16 protein-coding genes are annotated in these 23,168 nt (G+C 41.1%); 4 read left to right on the top strand and 12 right to left on the bottom strand.

Annotated elements, in window-relative coordinates:
• Nucleotide 1: 1 nt before the first annotated feature.
• From AC6H3C_RS23080 to AC6H3C_RS23055, 6 genes are all read right to left on the bottom strand, one after another.
• Entirely contained in the window at nucleotides 2-1,441 is a 1,440-nt protein-coding gene (locus tag AC6H3C_RS23080; protein WP_497517945.1) for a sulfatase family protein, read from the bottom strand.
• Between the two features lie 88 nt (nucleotides 1,442-1,529).
• The gene (locus AC6H3C_RS23075) at nucleotides 1,530-5,228 is read right to left on the bottom strand and encodes a family 78 glycoside hydrolase catalytic domain (protein WP_497517943.1); all 3,699 of its coding nucleotides are present in this window, start codon (nucleotides 5,226-5,228) and stop codon (nucleotides 1,530-1,532) included.
• A 304-nt stretch (nucleotides 5,229-5,532) separates the two neighbouring features.
• Entirely contained in the window at nucleotides 5,533-6,462 is a 930-nt protein-coding gene (locus AC6H3C_RS23070) for a sugar phosphate isomerase/epimerase family protein (RefSeq protein WP_497517941.1), read from the bottom strand.
• 109 nt (nucleotides 6,463-6,571) lie between these two features.
• A complete protein-coding gene (locus tag AC6H3C_RS23065; protein ID WP_497517939.1) occupies nucleotides 6,572-7,819 on the bottom strand; it encodes an IS4 family transposase in 1,248 nt (415 codons plus the stop codon).
• A 108-nt stretch (nucleotides 7,820-7,927) separates the two neighbouring features.
• The gene (locus AC6H3C_RS23060) at nucleotides 7,928-9,268 is read right to left on the bottom strand and encodes a Gfo/Idh/MocA family protein (RefSeq protein WP_497517937.1); all 1,341 of its coding nucleotides are present in this window, start codon (nucleotides 9,266-9,268) and stop codon (nucleotides 7,928-7,930) included.
• Between the two features lie 211 nt (nucleotides 9,269-9,479).
• Nucleotides 9,480-10,502 carry a RagB/SusD family nutrient uptake outer membrane protein gene (locus AC6H3C_RS23055; RefSeq protein WP_497517935.1) on the bottom strand — a complete coding sequence of 341 codons (1,023 nt, stop codon included), beginning with the start codon at nucleotides 10,500-10,502 and terminating at the stop codon, nucleotides 9,480-9,482.
• A gap of 115 nt (nucleotides 10,503-10,617) precedes the next feature.
• Between AC6H3C_RS23055 and AC6H3C_RS23050 the strand changes: the two genes are divergently transcribed.
• Both AC6H3C_RS23050 and AC6H3C_RS23045 read left to right on the top strand, forming a co-directional pair.
• A complete protein-coding gene (locus AC6H3C_RS23050; RefSeq protein ID WP_497517933.1) occupies nucleotides 10,618-11,346 on the top strand; it encodes an ISAs1 family transposase in 729 nt (242 codons plus the stop codon).
• Complete coding sequence (locus AC6H3C_RS23045; protein WP_497517931.1) at nucleotides 11,243-11,734, top strand: ISAs1 family transposase; 492 nt, start codon at nucleotides 11,243-11,245, stop codon at nucleotides 11,732-11,734. The genes AC6H3C_RS23050 and AC6H3C_RS23045 overlap by 104 nt, the downstream gene beginning before the upstream one ends.
• Here AC6H3C_RS23045 and AC6H3C_RS23040 read toward each other — a convergent pair.
• The 4 genes from AC6H3C_RS23040 to AC6H3C_RS23025 all read right to left on the bottom strand — a co-directional run bounded on the left by AC6H3C_RS23040 (nucleotide 11,727) and on the right by AC6H3C_RS23025 (nucleotide 17,839).
• Nucleotides 11,727-12,356: a RagB/SusD family nutrient uptake outer membrane protein gene (locus tag AC6H3C_RS23040; RefSeq protein ID WP_497517929.1), complete on the bottom strand. Its 630-nt coding sequence runs from the start codon at nucleotides 12,354-12,356 to the stop codon at nucleotides 11,727-11,729. The genes AC6H3C_RS23045 and AC6H3C_RS23040 overlap by 8 nt on opposite strands.
• Before the next feature lie 16 nt (nucleotides 12,357-12,372).
• Nucleotides 12,373-15,678 carry a TonB-dependent receptor gene (locus AC6H3C_RS23035; protein ID WP_497521290.1) on the bottom strand — a complete coding sequence of 1,102 codons (3,306 nt, stop codon included), beginning with the start codon at nucleotides 15,676-15,678 and terminating at the stop codon, nucleotides 12,373-12,375.
• A 237-nt stretch (nucleotides 15,679-15,915) separates the two neighbouring features.
• Nucleotides 15,916-17,106, bottom strand: a complete 1,191-nt coding sequence (locus AC6H3C_RS23030; RefSeq protein ID WP_497517928.1) for a FecR family protein — start codon at nucleotides 17,104-17,106, stop codon at nucleotides 15,916-15,918.
• 172 nt (nucleotides 17,107-17,278) lie between these two features.
• The gene (locus AC6H3C_RS23025) at nucleotides 17,279-17,839 is read right to left on the bottom strand and encodes an RNA polymerase sigma-70 factor (RefSeq protein WP_497517927.1); all 561 of its coding nucleotides are present in this window, start codon (nucleotides 17,837-17,839) and stop codon (nucleotides 17,279-17,281) included.
• Nucleotides 17,840-17,951: 112 nt separating this feature from the next.
• Here AC6H3C_RS23025 and AC6H3C_RS23020 point away from each other — a divergent pair, with 112 nt between their 5' ends.
• Entirely contained in the window at nucleotides 17,952-18,077 is a 126-nt protein-coding gene (locus AC6H3C_RS23020) for a trehalase family glycosidase (RefSeq protein ID WP_497517926.1), read from the top strand.
• A 13-nt stretch (nucleotides 18,078-18,090) separates the two neighbouring features.
• On the opposite strand, the gene AC6H3C_RS23015 is transcribed toward AC6H3C_RS23020, so the two are convergent.
• Nucleotides 18,091-19,404: a glycosyl hydrolase family 28-related protein gene (locus AC6H3C_RS23015; RefSeq protein WP_497517925.1), complete on the bottom strand. Its 1,314-nt coding sequence runs from the start codon at nucleotides 19,402-19,404 to the stop codon at nucleotides 18,091-18,093.
• A 32-nt stretch (nucleotides 19,405-19,436) separates the two neighbouring features.
• On the opposite strand from AC6H3C_RS23015, the gene AC6H3C_RS23010 reads away from it, so the two are divergent.
• Nucleotides 19,437-20,684, top strand: a complete 1,248-nt coding sequence (locus tag AC6H3C_RS23010; protein WP_497517007.1) for an IS4 family transposase — start codon at nucleotides 19,437-19,439, stop codon at nucleotides 20,682-20,684.
• Between the two features lie 297 nt (nucleotides 20,685-20,981).
• Here the strand turns inward: AC6H3C_RS23010 and AC6H3C_RS23005 are convergent, their stop codons facing one another.
• Nucleotides 20,982-23,138 (bottom strand): alpha-L-rhamnosidase-related protein, encoded by a 2,157-nt coding sequence (locus AC6H3C_RS23005; RefSeq protein WP_497517923.1) that lies wholly within the window; start codon nucleotides 23,136-23,138, stop codon nucleotides 20,982-20,984.
• Between the last annotated feature and the right edge of the window lie 30 nt (nucleotides 23,139-23,168).

Raw genomic sequence — 23,168 nt, 5'->3', positions numbered from 1 at the left:
ATTAATCACCGATATTTCTCAAACTGCTTTTATACTCTGCCCTTTTACCAAGCTGTTTCAGATAAGGCTTGTATTCCGGAGACTTCATCCACATTCTGGGCTCCGGATCAGGTTCGATTAAGCCACCAGGAAAATCGTTTCCTGCTATACTCGATTCAACGGATTCATTCCAGCGTTTATAGGCGTCGATCATTTTATCTGCGATTTTAGGTTCAGACCCTATCAGGTTTTTTTGCTCCTTTGTGTCTTCTTTTAAATTGTATAATTCAAATTTGTTCTGTTTTAAATCGAGCGTAACCAGTTTAAAATTATTATCGATGAATGCCCCTTTCCCGAGGAACCTGAATGGGATAGGAGTCTTTCTTGATTTTATCTCCTTTTCAAACAATCCTCTGATGCTTATCCCATCAATGGGTTCAATCAGATCAGACTTAGGCAAACCGACGATTTCGGCAATTGTGGGGAAGATATCCATCGTCACTGCAGGAAATTCTGTGATGCGGGCTACTTTAATCACTGCCGGCCATTCAATAACACAAGGTACCCTTAAACCACCTTCATAAACGTCTCCTTTAAATCCCCGAAGCCCTCCAACCGTTTCAGGTCCGAAATTTTTCAGCCCCCCATTGTCGCTATTGAACCAAACTAAAGTATTTTCTGCTATCCCCATATCACGCAATCCTCCTCTCAAAGCGCCAATGCTTTTATCCATATCAACCAGTTCCCCATAATGATTTTGTGCAGCCTCATCCAAATCCTTAAAAGATTTTTTGTCTTCGTCACTTGCCAGCCAGGGACCATGCGGACTTCCATACCAGATGACCACAAAAAACGGTTCATCTTTTTGGCTTATTTTCCGTATATATTTCAGCGCCTCATTCACAATTACTGTTGATGAACTACCCGTCAACTCTTCGAACTTGCCTTTTCTGCTCATTATTGGGTTCATGTCAAAGAAATTGGTTACCGAGAGCCACTCATCAAAACCAAAATGGCCGGGATTTCGGTTATCACCCTCTAAGACAGGGGCACCAGGTCCCTTTAAACCATCCAAATGCCATTTCCCAAAATGTGCTGTGTTATAACCGACTTTCTTAAGTGCCTGGGCCACGGTTTGCTCTTGTCTTCTCATGGGATATCCGTGACTGAAGACAGCAGTGCGGTCATTTGATCGTCCTGTTAATACGCTGGCCCTGGTGGGTGAACAAACAGGGGCTCCGGCATAAAACCGATCCAGGCGGAGTCCATGCGAAGCCATGTCATCCAGATTAGGTGTTTTCAGTACCGGGTGGTTGTAATAGCCTGTCTGTCCCCACCCCTGATCGTCGCTCATGACCAGGATAATGTTGGGCTTTTGATTCTTTTTATCGTTTTTTTCTGCCTGAAGGGTTCCGCATTGGACTACCGCCAACGACGTTAATATAACATTGACGCATTTCATTTTTTCGATAATTTGTTGTATTTAAAACATATCTACCAGTACAATTTTTCGGTAATTGGTAGTTTGACACAATAGAGATAAAGGAAGTTTAAAGTACCCTAATCTTTTTTGACACAAACTCATAGCTTCCGGATTTCAGTTCATAAACTGCTTTGCCATTTTCATATTTTATGAAATTGACCCCTTTTACTTTTTCAGTGGCCTTACCGCTTTCGGTTACATCTTTCTCAGACAAAGCCGGGAGATAAAGTGTTGCAGTTGTATTAGCCGGAACAGTTGCGTTATAAACCATCCTGTTGTTATCCAAACGCCATTCGCTTTTTATCCTGCCATACATTGAATCGTAGTGCCCCCTGGCAAAGGTCATCACGCCATCAGGGTCGGGGGTTGGCTGAAGGATAAAGTGTTTAAAGCCAGGTTCTTTCTCATCGCGCTGAATACCAAGCGAATAGTTATACATCCACGCCCCGACGGCGCCAAAGGAGTAATGGTTAAACGAGTTCATCGCGTTGTTTCGGCCAAATCCCTTTTCAACAGTATAAGAGTTTAACCGTTCCCAGATTGTCGTGGCCCCCTGATCTACAGAATATAACCATGAAGGGTAGGTGGTTTGTTGAAGCAAACGGTAGGCGATATCATTGTGCCCGTGATCGCTAAGCGCTTTGCTGATCCATGCAGTACCAATGAAACCGGTCATCAGTGAGTATTCCGGACGGGTTTCACCACTATCATCGGTATTTTTCCGTTTTACCGCACCTGCCAGGTATTTTGCGGCATACGGTTCGTTTTCAGCGCTAAATACCCCCAAAGCCAGTGGAACAGCATACGAAACCTGTGTATCTGTTTGCTGCCCGGCAGCCAAAGAGCCGTCTTCTGTAGCGTTCTCCCCGGCAGCGGGCCTCCGTTGGGCAATAAATCCCGATTTGACTGTTTTATGGGTCTCCGCATTCACATATGTTTTGTTAAAGAAGGCTTTGCGTTCATCATATTTTTTTCTGAACCCGGCAGCATCTTCGGGTTTGCCCAAAACACCGGCAATTTTGGCCATCATCTCCAGATCGAATACATAATAGGCTTCCCAGATTAACGTGTTATCGTTTTTATTTCCTTCAGGGCTTAGCCAATCCCCCAGCGGGCCCTCGTTCATAACCCCGGTCTTGGGATCGGTTCGGGTATCCAGGAACGAAAGGTATTTTTTCATGGCATCGTAGTGCTCTGTAATCATTGCTTTGTCACCATATTGCTGATACGCTTCCCAGGCTACGGTAATGCCTGCGCTTCCCCACAGGATACCGCCAAAACCACCACCTAAAGGAGCAACATCGGTAAAACGTCCATCCTCACGCTGGGCATCGCGCATACCCAGCAAATGGCGCCTCAGGAACTGGGACCCACCGGTCAGGTATGTTGCAGTTCTTGCAAAAACCGAAATATCGCCGCTCCAGCCCATCCTCTCGTTACGCTGCGGGCAATCGGTCGGAATAGATAAAAAATTACCCAGTGTTGACCAGGTAATATTTTCCCAAAGCTTATTGACTTTCGGGTTCGAAGTTTCATAACCGGAAGCCAGCTCTTTCACAGAGCTGATTACTTTGCCCTTTACCGCGTCTAATGGCAAAACTTCATCAATACCGGATATTTCCAGGAACCGGTACCCGTGAAACGTGAAGCGGGGTTGGACCACTTCTTTGCCGCCTTTGAGGATATAGATGTCCTGGGCTAAGGCCGCGCGAATGTTTTCCAGCAAAATCATCCCAACGTTTCTGCCATATTCGGGAAGGTCGGGGTACTTCACCTCGGCATAACGCAGTGTAATAACTTTTCCTGCCGTGCCATTGCTAATGGTCACTTGCGGCACCCCCACCATGTTTTGTCCCATATCATAAACAAATACCCCGGGTCGAACTTCCTCCACCCCGGTTGCAGTCAACTCTTTGACAATGCCGGCATTTTCGCCAACCTGGCCAACAAGCAACATGTTGTCGTAACCGGAGAGTGGTGCAAACCCCATCTGCTTTCCAAAAGTTTCGTCAGTACACGTAGTTCCGTCAAGGCTTACCTCAACCGCATTTTTCCAATTGCCGGCATCATAATCCGCGGAGTACCAACCTGAGATAGCTGCTTCTTTAGAAGCATCGTAAACTTCACCCTGAAAAAAACTGCTGTAAACAATTGGTCCGTCGCCGTAATAGTACCAGTTTTCAGGATTTGTCGTAACGGTTTTTGTTGTACCGTCGGTGTAAGTAATGACCAGCTTGGCAAGTAAAGACTGACGGTCTCCAAAGAAGTTCCAGTTTTCCCCGCTATAGGTAATATTCCCACTCCACCAGCCTTCGCCCAACATTGCTCCAATGGCGTTTTTCCCGGTTTTAATTTTATCTGTAACGTCATAAGTCTGGTACATATGTGTCTTGTTATACTGGGTGAGACCTGGGTTGAAATAATCATTTCCTATTCTCTGACCGTTGATATAAACTTCGTAGATGCCGCGGGCTGTTACGTATAGCCTCGCTTTGGCAACCTTTTTGTCACCAGTATTAAAAGTTGAGCGGAGCATTGGCATCGAGTTTTTGCTAGGATTGGCGATAATCGTCGATCCGGTCTTCCCGCCATCGATAAAATAAGCATTATTGATAATTTTTATTCCGGATTTCTCGTGGTTCGTAAATTCAGAAAAAGTGCCGTTGTAAGATACCGGATCAGACAAATCTTCGGCGAAAAGTTTGTTGGAGGGACTGCGGAAGTTCCTGATCTCAAGACCGGAGAAACTGGCTTTTTGCCCTGCATCAAGCGAAAAACCGATTTCAGCCAGCATCGGGAAACTGATTACGTTATTGCCCCTGCCCACCGGATTTAGATTTACTCCTGAGTATTTGATTGGCCTGTTGTCTGAATTTTCATTTTTCGCAGTCTGGCGCTCAATATTATTACCATCAATAAAAATGCTGAACACGCCAAAAACAGCCTCTGTATAAATTTTATGCGGCCCGTATTTGTTGTTGTTGTTAATCAATGCTTTAGGAATATTGAAGCTTTTAAACGGTTTGTCAGGCGAGTCGTCCGGATGGTATCCTGCACGGTAAATGTTGAATTGCGCCAATCCGTTTTCTGAGCCATCCAGCTGCGAAATATCGAGTTCAAACTTGATATAACTTTCATTTTTTTTGCTTTCGGTCCCCAAAATATTTTTGTTTTTATCCATTAAACGGCTGTCGTTGGCCCCAAATATGAAACCAGCTTTCGTTGTGTTGGATGCTTTATCAAGGTTTAGTACATATCGAAGTTTGAATACCGACAGATATGGGGAGTAGAGTACCAGATCCTCATCGGCGCCGCCAATCCACGTGGCGCCATCCCATGCCGAAAGTTTCGGGTCAGGATTTAGCAGTCCGGTTTCAAACCATGAAGACCCTTTTGCAGTTTTTCCGTTTTGGTCCCAAACGGTAACGGTCCAGTTGTACCTTGTGGTTGGCTGAAGTGGGCTCCCTGAATAGTGAATATTAAGTGATTCATCATCGGCTACCTTTTCACTGTCCCAAACCACTTTCCCATCGGGACTGGCAACAGTCAATTGATAAGCGGCCTGGGAATAGCCCCGTTTTTCATTGGCGACACTCATTTGCCAGCTAAAACGTGGTGTTGCAACATCAATCCCGAGCGGGTTCGTCGCATATTCCACACGCGGGTTTTTAACGCTCATATTGGCGCTTGCTGTCGTCCAATACCAGGCCAATAGAATTAAGGCAAGGAAAAGCAGTAAATAAGCTGGTTTAAATTTTGTTTTCATACTTTAATGGTTTGTTTATAATGGTCAAACACTCCTTGTTTTTAATGCTTTGATTATCCTTTTGTATTTGTTGATTTTGCTGTAAAATGATTTCTTTTGACATTGTATTACAGTACATTACAATGGCACTAGTATATTGTGCAACCTTAATTTTCAAAAACGGGTAAAACAGTTTCAGTATATCTTTTGCCATTTGATTGTCGCGGATGATCTCCCAGAAACATAGCGCTATTCTTTATGCCCTTGGTAAGCTGCCCTGGATTGTTTGACCTTGCACCTTGACCTGTTGCGCTTGGACCGTGTCCTAATTTAAATTTGCTGGCAAAAGGGCTGAACGGCAATATTCCACACATTTGATTACTTCTTTTACGGCATCCGAACCTTCTGGAATGGTATATTCAAGTTCAATATCGCAGGTGATCGGCCATTTGTTCTTCTGGATCAATTGTAGGATTTCTCTAACTGGAGTCTGCCCCTTCCCAAATTGTTGGTTTTTATTTGGGTCTGAAGCTTTTGACCCGGTCTTGTCCTTGATATGGATACTTGCAATCCGGTTATGAAGCCTTTCAATCAACAGACATGGATCTTTACCGGTAGCACCGAAATAATGGCCGGCATCTAGGTTCAGCATCAACATAGGGCCGTAGGCCAGGATTTTGTCAAAACTGAAATTCGGGTCTCCAGGTTGAAGGTGGTTATGAAAAATCACGTACATGTTGTGCTTTTCTGCAAACGGAACCATACGTTTTGCTGCTTCTTCAGAAATCTCCATACTAATACCCCTCGCACCCAATGTTTTACAGACATTGAAAGCATAATCAATTTCCCCGTCCGACCAGGTGTGGCTTCCCAACTTCAGGATGTCGATCTTTACCCCTTTATCCTTGAACATCTCGCGGATTTCCCTGAATCTGTCCATGGAAACGGTAGTACGCCACTGGCGAAGAAGCTGAGGATCTTTCACCTGTGGGATTCCTGCATGTTGTTCCGCAAGAGACCCCATCAACTCCACCGAACTCAAGCCCGATTGTACCACGTAATCCAGGATATCCGGAAGCAACTGACCCGGAATGCTGCGGAAACTGTACGTGATCACACCGATCTGGACACCTCCGAATCTGGAATCTTGTTTACATACGGCCGTAGCAGCTGATTGGTCACAAAAAACGGCAAAAATCAGGATTGCCATTACCTTTGCAACAGAAGGCACAATTCTTTTAACTTGTCTTTTCATAACATATTTATAACCACTATTATCCGACTAACATGCAGATTTGAGATTTTTGATCTTTAATTGCATGATAATCAATTGTTATTATTTCTATTTCAAAAGTCACCCCCTGCTAAAAAGCAAGACTGGTTTGCATATTTGATATTGGTGACCCTCTTTGTTTCAAGTATTCTCGGTTAGTACTTCGAAGCAATTCAAATACATCAAGCAAACTAATCAGATGTATGCGAACTAACGAAGCCACAACTGAAAATGCTTTTTTTGTTTGGGCCATCTTTTGAATCACTGTCATTAGCAATTGTGCAATTAAGGTGCACCAAACCTGTGTGCGAATGGCATTCTCGTTTTCCCCGTAAAAGTAATGAAGCTGGAAGTTCTGTTTTATTTTTTTGAACAGCAGCTCGATGCCCCACCGTTTTTTGTATAAGAACGCTATTTCTTCGGCCGTACTATCCATGCTATTGGTGATAAACTCATAATACCGGTTCTTTTCATCCTGATAGCATACTTTTTTCAGGCGAAGGGTTTTCTTCTGCTTTGTTTGTTTTTTGCCATTTTCATCTTCAGGAGAGTACTCAATTTCTATGATTTCCTCCCGAAGTACCATTGCTTTTCCTTTCTGTTTTTGATGTTCCTGCAACACTTCAATGACCGTATAAAGGGCATTTTTCTTGATCCGGGTAACAAAAAAGACCGATTTACTTGTCCACAAGGCAAACTGATGGTAATAGTTATAGGCCCGGTCGAAAACAACCATACTGTACGAGATCAGTTCCAGTTCCTTCAAAAAGTTTTTGTCGTGTACTTTGGCTTCGGTTATTTTAATAAACCGTCCAACCGATTGTACTGCATCAATGAGCATATGAACCTTTAGCCCGCCTTTCTTTTTGCCATCGTTCTTGGGATTGCGTCCAACTCCTTTCAGAATATCACTGAATAACCGGATCGTGGTCGAATCGATCAGTAAGACTTCTTTAAAGGTGAGGCCAAAGGTTCGGCTGTCCGACAAAAAACTTTGATAATGGTGTACCAATTTAAAATAAACATCTTCAAAGAACTTGTTGTCCCGGTTGCGCATCCCATCGCAAGCGGTACTTTTGGCTGGCGCTTCTTCAAGCCCCAAATGGTTCAGCTTTCCGCCCAAAGCCCGCAGCCCTTCACATATCTCGGTCATCGAGTCGCACCGGCTAAAGATGCCAAAGAGAACCGTGATCAAATGTGTCTTTGCCTTAAAAGCTTTATAGTAATAATCAGCATTGTGCTTCTTTACTATACTGGTCAAACTGATGCCCTCTATTAAACTAATCACTTGTTTGAAAATCGGCTGTCCGACAAAATTTATTTCTGTATTTTTGCTCATGTTGAAGTTTTTTCGCAAAACAAACTTACAACATGGGGCCAAACCTTCGGGGAGTAACCCCTATTTATTTTTTTCCCCGTTCAGTAGTGATTTATAACGTTTAATAATTTACAACGAATAAGGCCTCCTGTATTGATAATGGGAAAGCCTGTGGCTGGCTGCTTCCGTATCATTGCCAAAGCTCAATGTTGCAGGATCCCATTTAACAGGGCGTTGCAATTCGGTTGCAATGTTGCCCAAACAACAGAGTGTATTGGTACTGCAACCTACTTCAACCGGTGCGATCGGGTTCTTGCGTGAACGAACAGCATCGATGAAATTCTGCATGTGTGGTGAACTTACTTCATATTGCCCTTCACCAATCTTCTTTTCTTCTTTTTGTAGCAATGAAGGGTCGGAACATTCGATATAGCCACGTGCCACTTTGATCCAGCCTTTCGTACCATTAAACCTGATGCCGTTTCCGCCTTGTTCCCTGAAAGGCTGTTCAGTCATCACGATCCCGTTCTGATATTTCATGGTAAGGTATTCTGTCTCGTTGTATCCTTTCGGAATAAATTCACAGGGACCGGAGCCGTCCATCCCAATAGCGGCCTGCGCAATGTCGAACATGTGCGCGCCCCAGTCCGCGGTATACCCATTACCGGTCTCGCGGTACCAGCGCCAGGCCCCCCATAGTTTTTCCTTTTGTTCAGGGTCGAGTGAAATAGGCGGGCACAGATCCGGATGATAATGAATATTAGGATCGTTCAATGGGCCCATCCATTGGTTCCAGTTCAATGTCCCGGGAATCGGTTGTTCCGTTAGATCCAGTGGCATTGGAGGATCGCCTACTTTAGCATAGATAGTTTCGATATGACCTATGGAACCACTGCGGACCAGGGCAATAGCCTGTTGAAACTCCTTACTTGAGCGCTGCTGGCTGCCAACCTGCAATACGCGGTTGTTTCCCCGAACTGCTTTGACCATTTCCAAACCTTCGTGGATGGTAAATGCCAATGGTTTCTGTACGTAAACATCTTTTCCTGACTGGCAGGCATGAATTGTTGCCAAGGCGTGCCAGTGGTCGGGCGTGGCAATCGATACCGCATCGATATCCTTGCGATCAAGCAAATCTTCGTAAAACTCGTACATGTCGCAACGCGGGGCAATGTTCTGAGACTTTTGCCATGCTTCCGCTTTCAGTTTGAAACGTTCCCGTTTCAACTGGCTGACATCACAACAGGCAACAACCTGCACGCCGGAACATTTAGAGAAACTGTTAAAATCGGACACGCCCTGGCGTCCTACGCCGATGAATCCCAAAACGACCCTATCGCTCGGTGCAATGCGCTTTCCATCAGACACCATCCAGCTCGGAAGGATAGTCAATCCGGTCAGACCAAGTGCTGAATATCCCAGAAATTGACGCCTGCTTAAAGAGTTCTTTTCCTTTTTTTTCATACTCATATTAAATTATTTGGTGTTACGCTCAACTTTCACTCATTATCAATAAGTTATCAACGAGGAAACTTGAATGGTATAACAGTGGAAGCATCAACAGATTCATATTGTATACCGCGCTCGCGTCTAACCAAAGTGTCTTTTGCAGTGTACACATTAGCCCCAACTTTGTATGGTAATAAGCTGGCAGGATTATTTTCTGCCAGCTTATTTGGAACTACCACCCCGGATTTTGATCCCCAAAATTAGGATTGGCATTCAGTTCTGCCTGTGGAATTGGGAGTAGTAAGTTTTTACTTGTAAAAAATTCAAAAGGTCTATTGTTTTTCCTTCCCCCCTTCCAGGTCTTTGATTGACTATTCCATGTTGGATCACCTTCAGGAATTGTTGGAAGAAAATCTTCTACCTGGTACATATACAAAACTTTCCCGTTGGGAGCCTTCATTCGTAACAGGTCAAAGTACCTGTTACAACCTTCACCAACAAATTCCAGCCCGCGTTCTTTTAATACTGCCATCCGAAATTCATCTTTTGTCAAACCGGCTGACAGGTCAGCCGGAACACTAGCTGGTGTTCCATCGGCTTTCCTCGCCCTGATCCTTAACTGGTTAAATGCATTATATGCTTCCGGTGTTGGTCCGTTCAACTCATTTTCAGCTTCCGCTTTTATAAGATAGATATGCGATAACCTAAGGATATACATATCATTCTCATTGTTGTTTTCGTTCCCTGAGGGATCTTTATACTTAGCTACAAAAGGAAACTTTCCATTTATCGCCCCTGCTGGAATACTTTCAGGATAACCAACAGTCAGTTTTCCGTTATTAACATTAACCCAGTTTGTCATGAACGATACTTTGGTCCGATAATCTCCTTTATATTCCCCTGTATTATATTCATCATAAAACCAGGGTTGAACAGCATAAGACCCAATAGTCCTACTTGAGTAAGCCGTACCGGCAGGACAATAATTCCTTGCAAAATCAGAACCCTTACTGTTGAATGAATTATCGTTGGGATCACGGGTGTATTGGATTCCATATATCACCTCTTTGCTGTAATTATATTCTTCTTTACCCACATCCCACAAGTCAGCATAATTATTAACCAACTGATATTTCCCTGACAGAATTACAGAGTCAGTATAGCTTTTTGCCTGTTGATAATATTTAGTTGCTTCACTGTTCCTGTTTTGGAGATCGTTATAATTCGCATACGTTAGGCTTGCCGATGCCAGCATTCCCTGGGCGGCCCCTTTGGTTGCCCTTCCCAGGGCTGTTCAATTCTAATTCCTCCCCCGGCCATCTAAAAACAAGGAATGTTCATAACTTTGTAATTCACTAAAAAACAGAGCTATGATAATAACATTCCTTGATGAATTAAAGGATCATCGACGATCCCAGGGGCAAAGGTACGAATTGCGGTTCATTGTATTGTTCTCAATAATGGCAATTTTGAGCAATGCCAAGTCATACCGTGACATTGCCCGTTTTATAAAGAAGCACTTCAAAAACCTGCAAAAAGATTTCGGGCTTAAGTGGAAAAAAGCCCCGGGCTACACTACTGTTAGAAATATAATACAAGGGATTGACAAGCAAGAGCTTGAATCATGCTTCAGGGCATATGCCCAATCTTTGTTAGGGACAGACAGGGGCAATCCTGTTGGAGTGGCAGTTGACGGGAAAGTATTGCGGGGGAGCTATGACCATTTTCAAGACAAAAAAGCAGTACAGGTTTTGAGCTTTTTCGACACCCGATCGGAACTCATCCTTGCACATGAGACAATAGATGTAAAAACAAACGAGATACCGGTGGCACAAGCCTTGATCCCACAATTGGAATTGGAGGGGGTCGTATATACCCTGGATGCATTGCACTGCCAAAAGAAAACGTTTGAAATAGCCGACAATGAAAATATGGAAGAAAAAAAAACTCATAATACAGGTCAAAGAAAACCAAAAAGAACTTTTACAAGCTTGCATGGATATTATCCGTTTTTCAGAACCAGAAAGTTGCTCCCAAACTTCAGAAAAAGGGAGGAACAGGATAGAAGAAAGGTCAACTTCGGTATACCACGACCATAAGCAGTTTATCTGTGACAAACAATGGAGCGGATATGTTGAGTCTGTCATTTGTATTGAAAGGCAAACATCTGTTTTTAACACCAAAGAAAAGATATACAAAGATAGAAATGAAGTTGCTGTATACATCGCCAACTACAAAGTGAATGCAACACAGTCCAATGGCCTGATCAGAAAACACTGGTATATCGAAAACAAAGACCACCATGTACGGGATGTAACTTTAAGGGAAGATGAGTCAAGAATAAGGGTGAATCCTGAAAACATGGCTACATTAAGAAGTTTTGCTTTAAATATTCTCAGAAATAACAAAGTCGAAAATATAAAAGGTGAACTATACGTGAATAGCTTGGACTACTATAAGTTATACAGTTATCAACAATTTATATAGAATTGAACAGCCCTGTTGCCCTTCCTCTTTCGCTTGCATTTAATGCCGATAATACAGGTAGCCGCTTTGATGCTTCTGCAAAATCATTTAAAATTAATTGATACACTTCATCAACTGAAGAACGGCGGAGGTACATTTCCTGATTCAGGTTAAAAGAAGCTGTCCGAATAGGAACACCTCCGTATAGCCGAACCAGGTAATAGTAAGCAAATGCCCTTGTGAATAATGCATCTCCAATAGTCCGTGTTTTAAAGTCTGCACTTACATTTGCATTTTGTACGACTTCCATGTAATAATTAGCGCTATTGATCATGATGAACAGATCATTCCACATTAGTTCATTTCTTAACAACGAGGCATCGTACGTTCTCATAGATTCCCGCAAAAGGTTTGAGCTATTTACGGGGACAAAAATATCATCGGCATAATTACACATTCTAAATACCCCGTTTTTAAAGGTAAAATCAGAATACATAGAATACATCCCGGTTATCAACGTATTAAGACTGGTTTCATCCTTGATTAAACCAGGATTTGGGGTATCCAACAATTGCTCATCAAGATTGCAACTTATTAATTGCGTCCCAATCAAAAAAGCGAGTACAATATTGTATGGTTTCATGATTATATATTTTTAGTTAATTAAAGACTACATTAAAACCAACGGTAAATGTACGTCCCTGAGGGGCAGTAAAAGAATCTATTCCCGGTCGTGTTGAACCTAAGCCACTGATTTCAGGATCATATCCTTTATATTTTGTAAAAGTCAGTAAATTTGTACTACTGGCAAATACTTTGATCCTGTCTATGATATTTATATTAAATCTTTTTATTGGTAGTTCATAAGCAAGTACTGCACTTTTAATCTTAATATATGAACCATCTTCAAGCAGAAAGTCGGTAAAACGGCCTTTAAAGGGGTTTCCGATTGTGGTTGCTTTTGGATAGGTGTTGCTTGTACCTTCACCTGTCCACCTTCCATCATAAGCTTCTTGTGTCGTATTCCATGACATACCAGCTACTAAACCGTCAAGACGATGTCTATTTAGATTTGCTATTTTCTGACCAATACTTCCTGAAACCAAAACGTCCAAAGTTAATCCTTTATAGGAGAGGGTATTGGAAACGCCAAAGACAAAATCAGGAAAAGGGCTTCCAAGAATTACGATATCTTTTGCATTAATTAAACCGTCTTTATGTGTATCGACAAATTTCAGGTGCCCCGGTTCATTTGGAATAACTTCATCAGTGGGCCCGTTATCTACTTCTTCCTGATTCTGATAAACACCGTCCACTTTATAGCCCTGGAACATAAATATTGGCTGCCCAACTTTCGAAATAAGGAGGGGCACACTGATGCCCATTGTATTCTGGGCAGTTGTCATTTCTGTTAAATCCCCCAAACTCAATATTTTATTTCGGTTAAATGAAATATTTCCGGACATGTTCCATTTGAATTTTTTAACCAGAATATTCGCACTGGCCTCCAATTCAATTCCTGAGTTCTTTATTTCTCCAAGATTAGTAGCATAACTGGTATAACCCGAAGACCCAGGTAATGGGTAATTACCCAGCTGGTCTCTGGTCGATTTAATGTAATAATCAACAGATAAAGTAAACCTGTTTTTTTCCAGAAATCCCAAATCGACACCCCAGTTCCATTGATTTGTAATTTCCCATCCCAGATAAGGATTTTCAAAACGTCCGGGTAAATAACCTACATAAAGGCCATTGCCAAAAACTGCGCGGTTAGTAGTAAGGATACTTTGGCTGCTTCCCGGCGAAATACTTTGGTTCCCGGTTACTCCCCAACTTGTACGTAATTTTAAGGTCGATAACAATTTCTGTTGTTTCATAAATCGCTCGTTATGGATATTCCATCCAGCCCCGACTGATGGGAAAAACGACCATTTATTTCCTTCGGACAACCGGGTTGATCCGTCGTAACGGCCTGTTATTGTTAAAGCATATCGATTATCAAAGGAATATACAGCCCGGCCTATATAGGAAGCCAACGCATAAGTTGAAAATGAGGTTCTCGGTTTATCTACAGCATTAGCAAGTTCAAAATTATAATATAATGTCGCATCATCGGGAAAATCCCTTCCTAAAATGACCATTCTTCGGTTATTCCATTCCTGCCAACTATACCCGATAAAGGCATTTAACCGGCTTTTCCCAAATTTCCTGTTCAAGTTCAGGGTATATTCAGTTAAATAATTACTTCTTTTTGTGTCAAATACCGTCGCATAACCATTGGGAGCATTAGCTCCCTGCAAAGTTTCCCGCCCATAATAATTATCCCGGTTATCAATATTACTGTTAAAACCACCGTTAAATTTAAACGTTAACCCTTTAAAAATGGCATATTCCATGGAAAGGTTACTAATCAATGTTTTATTGTTGTAAATATCGACCCTCCTTTTCAGAAGTGTTAACGGATTATTCACGCCATCGTTTATCCCGTCACCATCATCCACGAATGCCGAATCAAAAGGCCTGAAATTTAAAGCGCTTGAGATCACAGATATATTTGCCGCGGTCCCATTTATCGTATGGGGAACTGCATTGCTTTTACCTGCCGAATAATTGGCCCGTAAACTTAATTTGAGGTTCTTTGTGACTTCTCTGTCAAAATTAAAACGTAAGCCTCCTTTATCAAAAGTGGAAGTAAGGATAATTCCCTCATTACTTGAATAATTGGCGATAATCGCATATTTGTTTTTCATATCCCCGCCGGTCAGCGAAAGTTGATGGTCATAGGATAACGCTTCCTGAAAAATTAAGTCCTGCCAGTTAGAATTTTTTTCTATCCTTTGGGCGTAAACTGAATCGTTGGGGTAAGGAAGGGTAGTTAACCCATCATTAATGCTCGCTTCATTATAGAAGTCCATATAATCTTTTGAATTGAGTACTTCGTACCTTTTAATAACCTTGGTGGACGACATATTAAAATTATATTCGATTTTATCTTTCCCTATTTTTCCACTTTTAGTAGTTATCAGTACCACCCCGTTTGCTGCCCTCGACCCATAAATTGCCATGGATGAAGCATCTTTCAAAATTTCGATGGATTCAATGTCGTTTGGATTCAAATTTGCCAAACCGCTAAAATTTACATTTGGATTCAGATCTGCCCGTTGGGCACCTCCCGGGGTACTTGGCCCCCATGTCCCGGCATCAACAGGCATCCCATCAATTACAATTAAAGGTTCATTATTTGAGAAAGAACTGATACCCCGTATATTAAATGTTATTTCAGATCCTGGAATCCCTGAGTTGTTAAATATCTGGACACCTGCAGTTTTTCCATAAATAAGGTCGGATGCTGAAACAATTGAACGTTCTTTGGCATCCTCACCAACTTTTATACTTGAAACGGCTCCGGTTAAATCGCTTTTTCGAACAGTTCCATACCCAACGGCCACTACCTCTTCAATACCAACTGTTTCTTCTGCAAGTGTCACATTTATGATTGTTTTGTTGCCAATCGGGATTTCCTGAGCTTTGTATCCAACAAATGAAAATGAAAGGGTTTTTGTACCCAGTAGTACATCAAGAGTAAAATTTCCATCGCCATCGGTAATCGTACCAATGGTTGTGCCTGTTACCACAACGGTAGTACCCGGAACGGGTTCTCCTTTGGTATCGGTAACCTTTCCTTTGAGGTTTTTCTTTTGGGGCTGCTCAACTGGCAGCACAACGGGAAATTCTTTTTCCAGTTCCTTTTTCTTATCCTTCCTGAGGATAACTGCCCTGTGTACGATCTCATAATCAAGATTCGTTCCCTTCAGGCACAAATCAAGCACTTTCTCCAGACTGGCTTTTTCAAGCTCAACCTTTTCGACTATAACCCCGGTTACGTCTTCCGGACTGTAAAAAAAGGTAAATTCCGTCTGTTTCTGGATTTCTTTAATCACATCACTCAGGGCAACTTCCTGCATCGAAAGTTTGATGTTTGCCGTTTGTGAATAAATGTTGGCCGAAACCTGCAGGAAACCAACCAATAGAAAAAAACTTACAAGTTTCATCACACGAATGATTTTTTGCATGCTCTCCCGAAAAGGGAAGGCATCCGATCGTTTTTTTTTCATAAATTTACGGTTAAGTTTTATAACTAATATTTCTGTACCACCAGAAATGTTTTCTACAGGAGATGCTGCAAACATCTCCTGTTTTTTTTATCCTATTTTTAAAAATGAGACTTCTTTCCCTTTTACCAAAACCTTTACTTTTTTGGTTTTGGCAATAATATCAAGTATCGGGTCAATACTTTCATATTTATTTAAACCTCCTTCAAACCTTATTTTTTTTAGCGATTCGTCTTCAAATTTGTAGTTAAAGTCATACCATCTTGAAAGTGTTTTCATTATTTCATCCAAAGTCTCGTCGGTGAACGAATATTTGCCTGTTGTCCATTGAACAATTTGTTTCGCATCAACTTTGTTGATAACGATTCCGGCAGAAGCAGGATTGAAAACAGCCTGCTGGTCGGGTTCCATAATATGGATATTTGAAGGTTGATCGTTTGGATTGAGCTTTACACTTCCTTCAACCAATGTGGTGTACGAATAAGTATCTTCGGGATATGCTTTTATATTAAACAAAGTACCCAACACTTCCACCTGAATTCCTTTAGCAGTAACTATAAATGGCTTCGATTTGTCTTTGGCTACCTCGAAATAGGCTTCGCCTTCTTCAAGTGTTATTTCACGCTTATCGCCTGAAAACCTGACCGGGAAAACCAGTTTGCTCATCGAATTTACAAATACCTTGGTGCCGTCAGAAAGGACCAGGCTATACTCTCCTCCCTTTGGAACAATCAATGTATTTAAAAATGTTTTCACGGATTTTTTTGCTGATTGCCCGGCATAGCTCAATTCTTCATTGCTATTTTTGATTACCGTGCCGTCGTTTTCTACCAGATTTTTTGTCGTATCATTTACTAAATCAACACTTTTGCCATTAGCCATAACCAAAACTGCATTGCGGGAACCTGATTGTATTTGAACTACTTGATGTGCAATTTCCGATGAATGGTCATTCAGGACCCAATAGGTAGTTAGCCCAAGTAGAACAGGGAGTAAAATTGCAGCCGCATATTTAAATACAAGTGACCAAACACGTTTTTTGTGCTGAGCCTCTAAAACTCCTGAAACTTCCTTCCATGCCTGCTCAACATTAACACTCTCGTATAATTTATTTCGTTCAGAGATATTGCTACTATCGAGGATCTTGCGGTACATTTTCCGGTTTTGCCCGGAGTTGTTTATCCACTCTTCCAACAATTCTTTTTCATATTGACTTAGCTTACCGCTAATGTCGTGTGCAATGATCTCTGAAATTTCAAATATTGATTTTATTTTTTCCATCGTAAAAAAACATTCTTTTAAGAAAGATGAATTATGGAATCACCAATTACATCCTTTCAATTTCCCCTTTTAATAGCGAAACAAATGAAAACAGAAACCGGGTGAATGGGGGGTGAAAATTATTTAATGAAAATTTAATCTTGGGCATTTCCGGAATAGCTCCGGACATAAACTAATTCAGAAATTGGCTTAGTAGGAGCAGGACGAACACTTGATCTTTCAATTGAATGCGCAGCTCTTTATACGCATTTTTTTTCAGGGTTTTAACGGTATTTACTGAAACGTTCAAGTGGTCGGCAATTTCCTGATTTTTATTTCCTTCCAGGCTAAGCCAAACAATCTTTCGGCTTTGAGAAGCCAGGCTATTGACTGCCTGATGAACATGCCTGTATGTTTCTTCTTCAAGTATCAATTCGTAAAAATGATCCTCTGCAAAAAATTCATTTTTCAGAATATTTTCCCTGATTCCCTTGAGTTTAAGATGGTTTAAGCATTTATTCCGGGTAACCGTATAAATAAAACCTTTCATGGCTTTTAAATCTGTGAATTTTTCCTTCTGCTTCCAGAATTCAATAAAAGCTTCCTGAGCAAGATCTTCAGCAAGGTCTGAGTCCTTCAGATACTTTCGTGCAAAAACGCAAACAGAAGGATAAAAACCTTCAAAAAAATGCTTAAAGGCTTTTATATCACCACATTTAACACTAAGACCCAAAAGTGAACTATTAGCTTCCATAAGTTCAAATATAGTTCAAATATAGAAATGTCTTTTTACATTACTCCGTTTGTAGGTTCAATTTACAAATACCTCCAAGTATTGGAATTTCTTTTTCCCAAAGCAAACGTTTGTGGCAAACCGTTTCGGGAAAATGCTTAACAGCAGTAGATGTTCTTATCTTAACCGTTCGCAGCCTCCTTATTTGAGCATGATGGTGGCTGATATATACAGGTATAGCAAGGAACAGAGAATTTAAGCTTGTCAATTTGCTAAAAATCTATTATTTTCAAGGTTCCGGTAATGTCGTTGTATGGTATTAATCCTATGGAAAAAGAAGGTTCCCCACCAAAAACATTTCCGATAGCATTGCTTGGCTTGAGCGACTTATTCCGAATACCTGTGGCATCAAAATTGAAAATATTACCCTGAATTAGGATGTTTGAAGATTTTTCTGAAATATCTATACCAATTCGTTTGGGGCTTGCGGGCTCTGTAAACTGATTGCCAGAGATAATCACATCTGATGTGTAATCACAGTTAATATCCCTTGATTCATAGGTCGATACCGGATTCGTATCTTTTTTCCACCTGCTGCCTGCTAGGTTGTGGCAATAAAAAAGATCGTTCGAAATAAAGACTTGTCTTATTCCCTTCAGGAAAACGCCATTTTTAAGGTAATTTATATGACAATTTGAAATATGGAAAGCTGGTTCTGCCCACTTCGAGTAATCTTTTAAATCAATATAGACGCCATTATCCTGACCTACCAGGTAAGTATCTTTGATTATGCCGTCTTCGGGCGCGATTTTGTCTCCTTTGTAATGCAAGCCATATAATGCATTTCCCCAAAAGTAGGAGTTTGTTATCAACGGACTGTAACAATCCTGAAAAAGAAAACCACAATTCATTTTATATTTCTCCGAATCAGCGCCATAACGTGAAGTAATTTTTACATTATCAATCATTGGATACCAGGCGTTGTAACACAATACTCCGTTAGCAAAATATCCCTGGTTAAATTTCTCCCCTCTTATTAATACATTTTGAACTTGCAGCATACGGGAATGATGGTCCCCGGGATTTTGATTATTTGTATTAAACTCTATTGCCGTCCCTGCACCATCTCGAACAGCTACAAAACTTAAGTCCTTAATTGTAACTGTAATTAAATTTGTACCGGCATTAAAATAAAACCCACCTTCATTATTGTCGCAAACCAGCTCTGTTACATCTTCACCCGCTCCTCTAAAAACCAATCCATGGTTATTTTTATACCCGCTGAGATTTGATTGATCAAAAACTATCCGCTGAGAGATTTTGTAACGTCCAGCCGGTATATGAACATCAATGAACCGATTATTGCCCATTGCCGTTAATAACTTCAAAAATGCAGGTGAACTATCAACGGTTCCTGTATTATCGGCTCCAAAGTCAATAACATTAAGAGTAGTTTTGTTTTCAGTTTCGTTTGATGATAAAATAATATCGTCATTCTTTTCACAACTATAAAGTATTGTAAATAAAATCACTACTGAACGGGGAAAAAAATAAATAGGGGTTACTCCCCGAAGGTTTGGCCCCATGTTGTAAGTTTGTTTTGCGAAAAAACTTCAACATGAGCAAAAATACAGAAATAAATTTTGTCGGACAGCCGATTTTCAAACAAGTGATTAGTTTAATAGAGGGCATCAGTTTGACCAGTATAGTAAAGAAGCACAATGCTGATTATTACTATAAAGCTTTTAAGGCAAAGACACATTTGATCACGGTTCTCTTTGGCATCTTTAGCCGGTGCGACTCGATGACCGAGATATGTGAAGGGCTGCGGGCTTTGGGCGGAAAGCTGAACCATTTGGGGCTTGAAGAAGCGCCAGCCAAAAGTACCGCTTGCGATGGGATGCGCAACCGGGACAACAAGTTCTTTGAAGATGTTTATTTTAAATTGGTACACCATTATCAAAGTTTTTTGTCGGACAGCCGAACCTTTGGCCTCACCTTTAAAGAAGTCTTACTGATCGATTCGACCACGATCCGGTTATTCAGTGATATTCTGAAAGGAGTTGGACGCAATCCCAAGAACGATGGCAAAAAGAAAGGCGGGCTAAAGGTTCATATGCTCATTGATGCAGTACAATCGGTTGGACGGTTTATTAAAATAACCGAAGCCAAAGTACACGACAAAAACTTTTTGAAGGAACTGGAACTGATCTCGTACAGTATGGTTGTTTTCGACCGGGCCTATAACTATTACCATCAGTTTGCCTTGTGGACAAGTAAATCGGTCTTTTTTGTTACCCGGATCAAGAAAAATGCCCTTTATACGGTCATTGAAGTGTTGCAGGAACATCAAAAACAGAAAGGAAAAGCAATGGTACTTCGGGAGGAAATCATAGAAATTGAGTACTCTCCTGAAGATGAAAATGGCAAAAAACAAACAAAGCAGAAGAAAACCCTTCGCCTGAAAAAAGTATGCTATCAGGATGAAAAGAACCGGTATTATGAGTTTATCACCAATAGCATGGATAGTACGGCCGAAGAAATAGCGTTCTTATACAAAAAACGGTGGGGCATCGAGCTGCTGTTCAAAAAAATGAAACAGAACTTCCAGCTTCATTACTTTTACGGGGAAAACGAGAATGCCATTCGCACACAGGTTTGGTGCACCTTAATTGCACAATTGCTAATGACAGTGATTCAAAAGATGGCCCAAACAAAAAAAGCATTTTCAGTTGTGGCTTCGTTAGTTCGCATACATCTGATTAGTTTGCTTGATGTATTTGAATTGCTTCGAAGTACTAACCGAGAATACTTGAAACAAAGAGGGTCACCAATATCAAATATGCAAACCAGTCTTGCTTTTTAGCAGGGGGTGACTTTTGAAATAGAAATAATAACAATTGATTATCATGCAATTAAAGATCAAAAATCTCAAATCTGCATGTTAGTCGGATAATAGTGAAATAAAATTAAGAGGGCTAACGGTAGAAGTTTCGAGTATTTCATTTGTTTAAGGTTTGAATCTTTTATTATTCAATCTGTAGAAGGGAAAACATAAGGCAAGCGATACCGGTGCAGTAATGCTGGTAGCCATCCCCATGCCGGCAAGTGTGCTTATTTTATTAAATTCCCTGCGTATTAACATATTTGGATAAATTTTTATCTACCAGTAACGAATTGTATATTCTTTTTGCGGCATTTCAAGTTGTATATCATACCAGTTATCTCCAATTTCATTCATGACAACGCCCTTTTCAATTCTGGGTAGTCTTTCACTTTTTATCCTGAGGGTTCCAACGCCCTGTACTGTTTTCACCCTGATTACCTTTTTATCCATATAAACTTCAATGTTCCCGTTGGGCGTTGGCACTTTCCCTTTTATCCAGTCCAAACCGGCCAGGGAGGGGTCTATCAAATAGGATTTGTATCCCGGAGCGGTTGGCTTTACTCCAAGCAAATACTTGCCGAACAAGTAAACCGGGTTGGCACCCCAAGCATGGCATAAACTCTTCCCGAACGGACGACCATACATGGCATACTGCTCGTCTCCTTTTTGCTCCGGGTCATATGATTCCCAAAAAGTTGTGGCTCCCATCTTTAGCATTCCTCCCCAGTAAGTCCTTACAAACTCAATGGCCTTCTCTTTCTCACCTATCTCACACAATGATGCCAGTTCATAGAATTTCATGTAGGGGGTAGTTATTTTTAAAATCTTATCGTTCAGTATTACATTTTCCTTTATTTCCTGTTCCTTTTCTGCATCTACATACCCAAATAAGATGGCGAACATATTGGCATATCGGGTAACTTCATCAAACAAAACACCATTCTTCCGACTATGAATAAAAGCACCCTTTTTGTTACTCCAAAAAACATCAAAGACTTTCTGCTTGATCTCCTTTGATAATTTCCGACATTTTTCTGCGTACTTCTGATCATTTGCCAATTCGGCACTAATGGCCATCGCTTCAAGACTCCTGGTCAGCAATATTTGTTCAAAACTGATTTCGCCTTCCTTATCCATTTTTGCCCAATCGATAAATACCCAATCTCCAGAAAGACCCTCCACAAATCCATCCGGATTGACCCTCTTTAAACAAAACTCCATTAAGGTTTTCATCCGAGGGTAAATTTGCTTGACAAAAGCCGTATCTCCAGTATAAAGAAAATGATCGTATATGCCTATCATCCAATAAAATGAATAGTCCAATATCGTATTGATATGGGTCTCTGCCGGATCATGGCCCCGCAAGGCATATAACGTCCGTTTGTTTACATCTTCATCAAAGAAGGTATAAAAATTCATCAAGTAGCTTTGATAGGCATCACCACTCCAAACCCACCGGTCCCGCTTAATCCCGTCCAAAAAAAATTCCCTGGTATTCAGATGTAAAGTATACAGCGAGACATGATAAATCCGGTTTAATAGCGAATCAGAACAAGAAAAGTTGCCTCTGTTTTCTTCGGGAAGATATTCATACAAGGCTGATATCTTCTTAAAACTCACAGTGGGGTCGCACACTGCATAAATGTATCGGAAAGCATGGGTGGCAGTCGTATCGTTTACGGGAAAGGCTGCATTTATATCAAGATAATCATAAGTCTCTGCCTGTGTTTCAGCCAGAGCTTCCTGTTTGGTTTCCCCATAATACAACCTGAGTTTTCCCTTACCACAAACTTTTTCAGCAATAACTTTTCCAAAGGTTTCTTTACCAAAATCAACCAGCATCGAATTTTGTCCCTTCTCAATTATTTCCGAAGCAATCGGGGCATAATCAAGGTGAAACGTTGAGGGCGGATATTTAGAGTCGGTAAAATTGCCAGAAGCTGCAGGATAAAAAACCTGGTTCTGATTGGTAACCTGCCAGGTCTCATCGGTAAAAACTGTTTTTCCTTGTACCAGTAAGGATGGAAATGTTTTATAATTCTCAACCAACACATGCATGCGGTGTTTGCCGGCCGGTAATACAAGGTTCATCGGGTCAAAATCATACACAACTTTTCCATCAATACGGACATGGTAACGGCCATCGGCAAATACCTGAATGGTTTCAGGTTCCGCAATATCATAAGTCTTTTCAAAACGTACTAACCCATAAGGACTATCTACCCGCCAAAAAGGCGGATAGACTTGCCCGCGCTCCTGCCTCCTTCCCCCTACATCGGTATGTAGCCATACCTCAAAATCTCCAGGATACCAAATCCATTTCGGTTGAATAGTCTCTGCTCCAGAAACAGAAGAAGAAGATAGTATAATCACCGCCAACAATAAAATCTGACAATAAATATGTTTATATAAAATTTTGATATTCAAATACATACAATTACTTATTAATTTAAACTTCATTAT

The sequence above is a fragment of the Gaoshiqia sp. US2 genome (assembly GCF_059705485.1).
Note: the sequence above shows the minus strand (reverse complement) of the source record. Positions and strands in the feature narration are given on the sequence as shown.

What these genes read in the sequence shown, in the direction of transcription:
- AC6H3C_RS23080 (WP_497517945.1), bottom strand. Translation starts at nt 1,441, where the DNA reads ATGAAATGCGTCAATGTTATATTAACGTCGTTGGCGGTAGTCCAATGC.
- AC6H3C_RS23075 (WP_497517943.1), bottom strand. Translation starts at nt 5,228, where the DNA reads ATGAAAACAAAATTTAAACCAGCTTATTTACTGCTTTTCCTTGCCTTA.
- AC6H3C_RS23070 (WP_497517941.1), bottom strand. Translation starts at nt 6,462, where the DNA reads ATGAAAAGACAAGTTAAAAGAATTGTGCCTTCTGTTGCAAAGGTAATG.
- AC6H3C_RS23065 (WP_497517939.1), bottom strand. Translation starts at nt 7,819, where the DNA reads ATGAGCAAAAATACAGAAATAAATTTTGTCGGACAGCCGATTTTCAAA.
- AC6H3C_RS23060 (WP_497517937.1), bottom strand. Translation starts at nt 9,268, where the DNA reads ATGAGTATGAAAAAAAAGGAAAAGAACTCTTTAAGCAGGCGTCAATTT.
- AC6H3C_RS23055 (WP_497517935.1), bottom strand. Translation starts at nt 10,502, where the DNA reads ATGCTGGCATCGGCAAGCCTAACGTATGCGAATTATAACGATCTCCAA.
- AC6H3C_RS23050 (WP_497517933.1), top strand. Translation starts at nt 10,618, where the DNA reads ATGATAATAACATTCCTTGATGAATTAAAGGATCATCGACGATCCCAG.
- AC6H3C_RS23045 (WP_497517931.1), top strand. Translation starts at nt 11,243, where the DNA reads ATGGATATTATCCGTTTTTCAGAACCAGAAAGTTGCTCCCAAACTTCA.
- AC6H3C_RS23040 (WP_497517929.1), bottom strand. Translation starts at nt 12,356, where the DNA reads ATGAAACCATACAATATTGTACTCGCTTTTTTGATTGGGACGCAATTA.
- AC6H3C_RS23035 (WP_497521290.1), bottom strand. Translation starts at nt 15,678, where the DNA reads ATGCAGGAAGTTGCCCTGAGTGATGTGATTAAAGAAATCCAGAAACAG.
- AC6H3C_RS23030 (WP_497517928.1), bottom strand. Translation starts at nt 17,106, where the DNA reads ATGGAAAAAATAAAATCAATATTTGAAATTTCAGAGATCATTGCACAC.
- AC6H3C_RS23025 (WP_497517927.1), bottom strand. Translation starts at nt 17,839, where the DNA reads ATGGAAGCTAATAGTTCACTTTTGGGTCTTAGTGTTAAATGTGGTGAT.
- AC6H3C_RS23015 (WP_497517925.1), bottom strand. Translation starts at nt 19,404, where the DNA reads ATGGGGCCAAACCTTCGGGGAGTAACCCCTATTTATTTTTTTCCCCGT.
- AC6H3C_RS23010 (WP_497517007.1), top strand. Translation starts at nt 19,437, where the DNA reads ATGAGCAAAAATACAGAAATAAATTTTGTCGGACAGCCGATTTTCAAA.
- AC6H3C_RS23005 (WP_497517923.1), bottom strand. Translation starts at nt 23,138, where the DNA reads ATGTATTTGAATATCAAAATTTTATATAAACATATTTATTGTCAGATT.